At 70.8% G+C, this 4,219-nt stretch carries 2 protein-coding genes and 3 pseudogenes; 2 read left to right on the forward strand and 3 right to left on the reverse strand.

All coding sequences use genetic code 11. The features are described 5' to 3' along the window. Positions 1 to 690, reverse strand: a 690-nt coding sequence (locus tag AC2W7M_RS20780; protein WP_486134564.1) for a tRNA dihydrouridine synthase, incomplete at its 3' end; no start/stop codon positions are given. 267 nt (positions 691 to 957) lie between these two features. Between AC2W7M_RS20780 and AC2W7M_RS20785 the strand changes: the two are divergent. Both AC2W7M_RS20785 and AC2W7M_RS20790 read left to right on the forward strand, forming a co-directional pair. After that, positions 958 to 2,146, forward strand: a pseudogene (locus AC2W7M_RS20785) (bifunctional 2-C-methyl-D-erythritol 4-phosphate cytidylyltransferase/2-C-methyl-D-erythritol 2,4-cyclodiphosphate synthase). 4 nt (positions 2,147 to 2,150) lie between these two features. After that, a pseudogene (locus AC2W7M_RS20790) lies at positions 2,151 to 2,649 on the forward strand (CinA family protein). Positions 2,650 to 2,673: 24 nt separating this feature from the next. Here AC2W7M_RS20790 and AC2W7M_RS20795 read toward each other — a convergent pair. Both AC2W7M_RS20795 and lipA read right to left on the reverse strand, forming a co-directional pair. Further along, positions 2,674 to 3,132, reverse strand: a complete 459-nt coding sequence (locus AC2W7M_RS20795) for a type II toxin-antitoxin system RatA family toxin (RefSeq protein WP_486134566.1) — start codon at positions 3,130 to 3,132, stop codon at positions 2,674 to 2,676. After that, positions 3,132 to 4,055: pseudogene (gene lipA, locus AC2W7M_RS20800) on the reverse strand (lipoyl synthase); the annotation flags it as partial. The gene AC2W7M_RS20795 and the pseudogene lipA, both read right to left, overlap by 1 nt. Between the last annotated feature and the right edge of the window lie 164 nt (positions 4,056 to 4,219).

Raw genomic sequence — 4,219 nt, forward strand, 5'->3', positions numbered from 1 at the left:
CAGGCGCGCGCGCCGCCTGGCCCGGGGAAAAACCAGGGCCGGCCCTGCGCGCCGCGTCCCGATCATCACCCCGTCGGCGCCGGAGGCGGCGCGGATGGCGGAGCATGCTCCGGCGCGCACGTCGCCATTGGCGATCACGGGAATGGCCAGAGCGTCCTTCACCGCGCGGATGGCGTGCCAATCGGCGCGGCCGTCATAGAACTGGCAACGGGTGCGGCCGTGGATCGTCACCATGGCGACGCCTTCCGCCTCGGCCATCTGCGCGAGGATGACGGCGGTGGGCGCGCCATCGTCCCAGCCGAGCCGGGTCTTCAGCGTGACCGGGATTCGCACCGCCTTGCGCACCGCCGCGATGATGCGGCGGGCCAGCGGCAGGTCGCGCAGCAGCGCCGCCCCGGCGGCGCCGGTAATGACCCGCTTGGAGGGGCAGCCCATATTGATGTCGACGATGGCGGCGCCGGCGCTCTCGGCGAGCCGCGCCGCCTCGCCCATCCAATAGGGATCGTTGCCGGCGAGCTGCACCGCGTGCACGCCCATGCCGCGTCCTTCCGCCTTGAGCACCATTTCGGGCCGCCCCTCCATGAGCGCGGCGCTCGCCACCATCTCGGATACGGCCAGCCCGGCGCCGTAGCGCACCGCCACGCGGCGGAAAGGGGCGTCCGTGATGCCGGCCATGGGGGCGAGGATCACGCGGTTGGGCAATTCGTGCGGGCCGATCCGCAGCGCGGGGTATGAGGTTTCGCGTCTTTCTTGCACAGAAATTAGGCCACCATGGTTCTGCCTACACATTAGACAATTGCCGCGTTCTTGCAAGTGGCGTCTGCGAACCGCGTGCGCATTGCCCATTGCATGGGCGCCGGCCCTCGCAGCGCCCAAGCGCGGCGGGGTTCCCCGGACCGCCTCTTGCGTCGGTGGCGCAGGCGCGCTTGAAGGTGAAGCGAAACAGAAAGGGGCCTCATGCATTGCGTCGCACTCGTGGTCGCCGCCGGTCGGGGCACCCGGGCCGGAGGGGCGCTGCCCAAGCAGTACCAACGCATCGGCGGTGAAAGCGTGCTGCGGCGCACGCTTCGCCTTCTTGCGATGCACCCCGAGGTCACGGCCGTGCTTGCGGTGATCCATAGCGACGATTCGGACCTCTTTGCGGACGCCTCGCGGGGCTTGCCCAAAATTCTTGCACCGGCCTTCGGCGGCGCCAGCCGCCAGGCCTCCGTACGGGCGGGCCTGGCGGCGCTTGACGGTTCGGAACACGAAATCGTGCTCGTCCACGACGCAGCGCGTCCGTTCGCCAGCGACGCACTCATCGCCCGCGCCATCGCGGCGGCCGGCGCCCGCGGCGCCGCCGTGCCGGCTGGTGCCGGTGACCGACACCATCAAGCTGGTGGGGTCCGATGGCCGGGTGGAGGCCACCCTGCCCCGCCCCGCCTTGCGGGCGGTGCAGACCCCGCAGGCGTTCCGCCGGACGGATCTGGCGGCGGCGCATGCGGCCGCAGCCGCGGCCGGCGTGGAGGATCTCACGGACGACGCCGCGGTCATGGAATGGGCCGGCCGGCCCGTCTTCACCTTCGAGGGAGAGGCTACCAACGTGAAGCTGACGACCGCCGCCGACCTCGCCGAGGCGGACGCTGCCCTCTCCCGCGGCCATGGGCTTGCCGCGCTCGCCGACGTGCGCACCGGAACCGGCTTCGACGTCCACGCCTTCGGGCCGGGCGACCATGTGATGCTGGGCGGCGTCGCCATTCCTCACCCGTTCGGCCTCGCCGGGCACTCCGACGCTGATGTGGGCCTGCACGCGCTCACCGACGCCGTTCTGGGGGCCATCTGCGACGGCGACATCGGCACCCATTTTCCGCCCACCGATCCCCGATGGAAGGGCGCCGCCTCCGACCAGTTCCTGGCCCACGCGGTGGACAAGGTGGCGGCGCTGGGCGGGCGCATTGCCCATCTCGACCTCACGCTGATCTGCGAGGCGCCCAAGGTCGGCCCGCACCGGGGCGCGATCCGCGCCGCCATCGCCCGCATCACCGGGGTGCCGGAGAGCCGGATCAGCGTGAAGGCCACCACCACCGAGCAGCTCGGCTTCACCGGCCGCCGCGAGGGCATCGCCGCCATGGCGAGCGCCACCGTGCGGCTGCCCTTCGCGGAATAGAGCCATGGTCGACGCCGAGACCGCCGCCCGCGCCGCCGCCGTGCTTGCCGCCTTCCGGGCGAAGGGCTTGATGCTCGCCACCGTCGAATCCTGCACCGGCGGGCTGGTGGCCGGCGCGCTGACCGCCGTCGCCGGCTCGTCCGACGTGGTGGAACGCGGCTTCGTCACCTATTCCAACCGGGCGAAGAGCGAACTGGTCGGCGTGCCCGAAGCGGTGCTCGCCGCTTATGGCGCGGTGAGCGAGCAGACCGCGCGCGCCATGGCCGAGGGGGCGCTCGCCCGCGCCCCGGTCGAGGTGGCCGTCTCCATCACCGGCGTCGCCGGTCCGGGCGGCGGCGTCGGCCGAGAAGCCGGTCGGCCTCGTGCATTTCGGCTGCGCGGTGCGGGGCGGCGCAACCGCCCACCGCCGCATGCTGTTCGGCGACCTCGGCCGCGACGAGATCCGGCGCCGCTCGGTGCTGGTGGCGCTCGATCTGCTGCTGGAGGCGGCGGCGCAGGGCTGATCCCTCGCGTCAGGCCCGCTATCCTTAAGCCTGGGCGCCGTAGACCGCGTCCGCCCGCGCCTCGAAGGCATCGGCGAAGCGGCGGAAGGCGGCATCGAACATGGCGCCCATGACGAGGCCGAGCGCGCGCGAGCGGAACTCGTAGGAGATGTGGAACTTCACCTCGCACTGCCGCTCGCCGACGGCAAGGAACTCCCAGCGGTTGTCCAGGCGGCTGAACGGTCCGTCGAGATATTCCACGTGGATCACGAGCCGGGGCCGGTCGAGCGTCACGCGGGAGGTGAAGGTCTCGCGGATCAGCTTGTAGGCCACCGTCATGTCGGCGACCAGCACCTCGACGCCCTCGTCGGACTTGGTGCGGCGCTTGATGCGCAGCGACTGGCAGAGCGGCACGAATTCGGGATAGCGCTCCACATCCGCCACCAGATCGAACATGTCGGCGGCGGAGTGGGCGACCGTGCGGCTGGACGAAAACGCGGGCATCAGCCCCGCCCGAGCTTCGCCGCGCGCGCCTTGCGCAGCTTCTCGAAATCCTCGCCCGCATGGTGCGACGAGCGGGTCAGCGGGCTCGAGGACACCATCGCGAAGCCCTTGGCATAGGCCACCGTCTCGAACGCCTTGAACTCGTCCGGTGTCACGAAGCGCTCCACCTTGTGGTGCCGCCGGGTGGGCTGGAGATACTGGCCGATGGTGATGAAATCCACGTCCGCCGAGCGCAGGTCGTCCATGAGCTGGAGCACCTCCGGCCGTTCCTCGCCGAGGCCCACCATGATGCCGGACTTGGTGAAGATGGTTCCGTCCAGCTCCTTCACCTTCTGCAGCAGGCGCAGCGAGTGGAAGTAGCGAGCGCCCGGACGCACGGAAAGATACTTGGAGGGCACGGTCTCCAGGTTGTGGTTGAACACGTCCGGCCGCGCCGCGACCACCACCTCCAGCGCCCCGTCCTTGCGCAGGAAGTCGGGGGTGAGGATTTCGATGGTGGTGGAAGGGCTCGCCGCGCGGATCGCCAGGATGGTGCGGGCGAAGTGCGCGGCCCCGCCGTCGGAAAGGTCGTCCCGGTCGACGGAGGTGATGACCACATGGGAGAGGCCGAGGCTCGCCACCGCATCCGCCACCTTCTGCGGTTCCGCCTCGTCGAGCGCATCCGGCATGCCGGTGCGCACGTTGCAGAAGGCGCAGGCGCGGGTGCAGGTGTCGCCCATGATCATGAAGGTGGCGTGCTTCTTCTCCCAGCACTCGCCGATATTGGGGCAGCTCGCCTCCTCGCACACCGTGTGGAGGCCGCCCGCGCGCACAATGCCGGCGGTCTTCGACCAGGCCGCCGAGCCCGGCGCCTTGACGCGGATCCAGTCCGGCTTGCGCAGCACCTCGGTGAGGGGGCGGTTCGCCTTCTCGGGGTGGCGGGGGGCGGTTCAGATGTCGATGACGGTGACCATGCAACGCCTTTTTCCAGCTGGCGCGGCTTTTGCCGGTGCAAGGCCGCGGCGCGCTCCGGGACGAAGCCCGGAGCATAGAAATAACCCGCGCCGGCCGGAACCGCCCGCGCGCCGCCCCTGCCCCTGCGGGAAAA

It is taken from the genome of Xanthobacter sp. BG11Y11_SDJG, assembly GCF_057364445.1.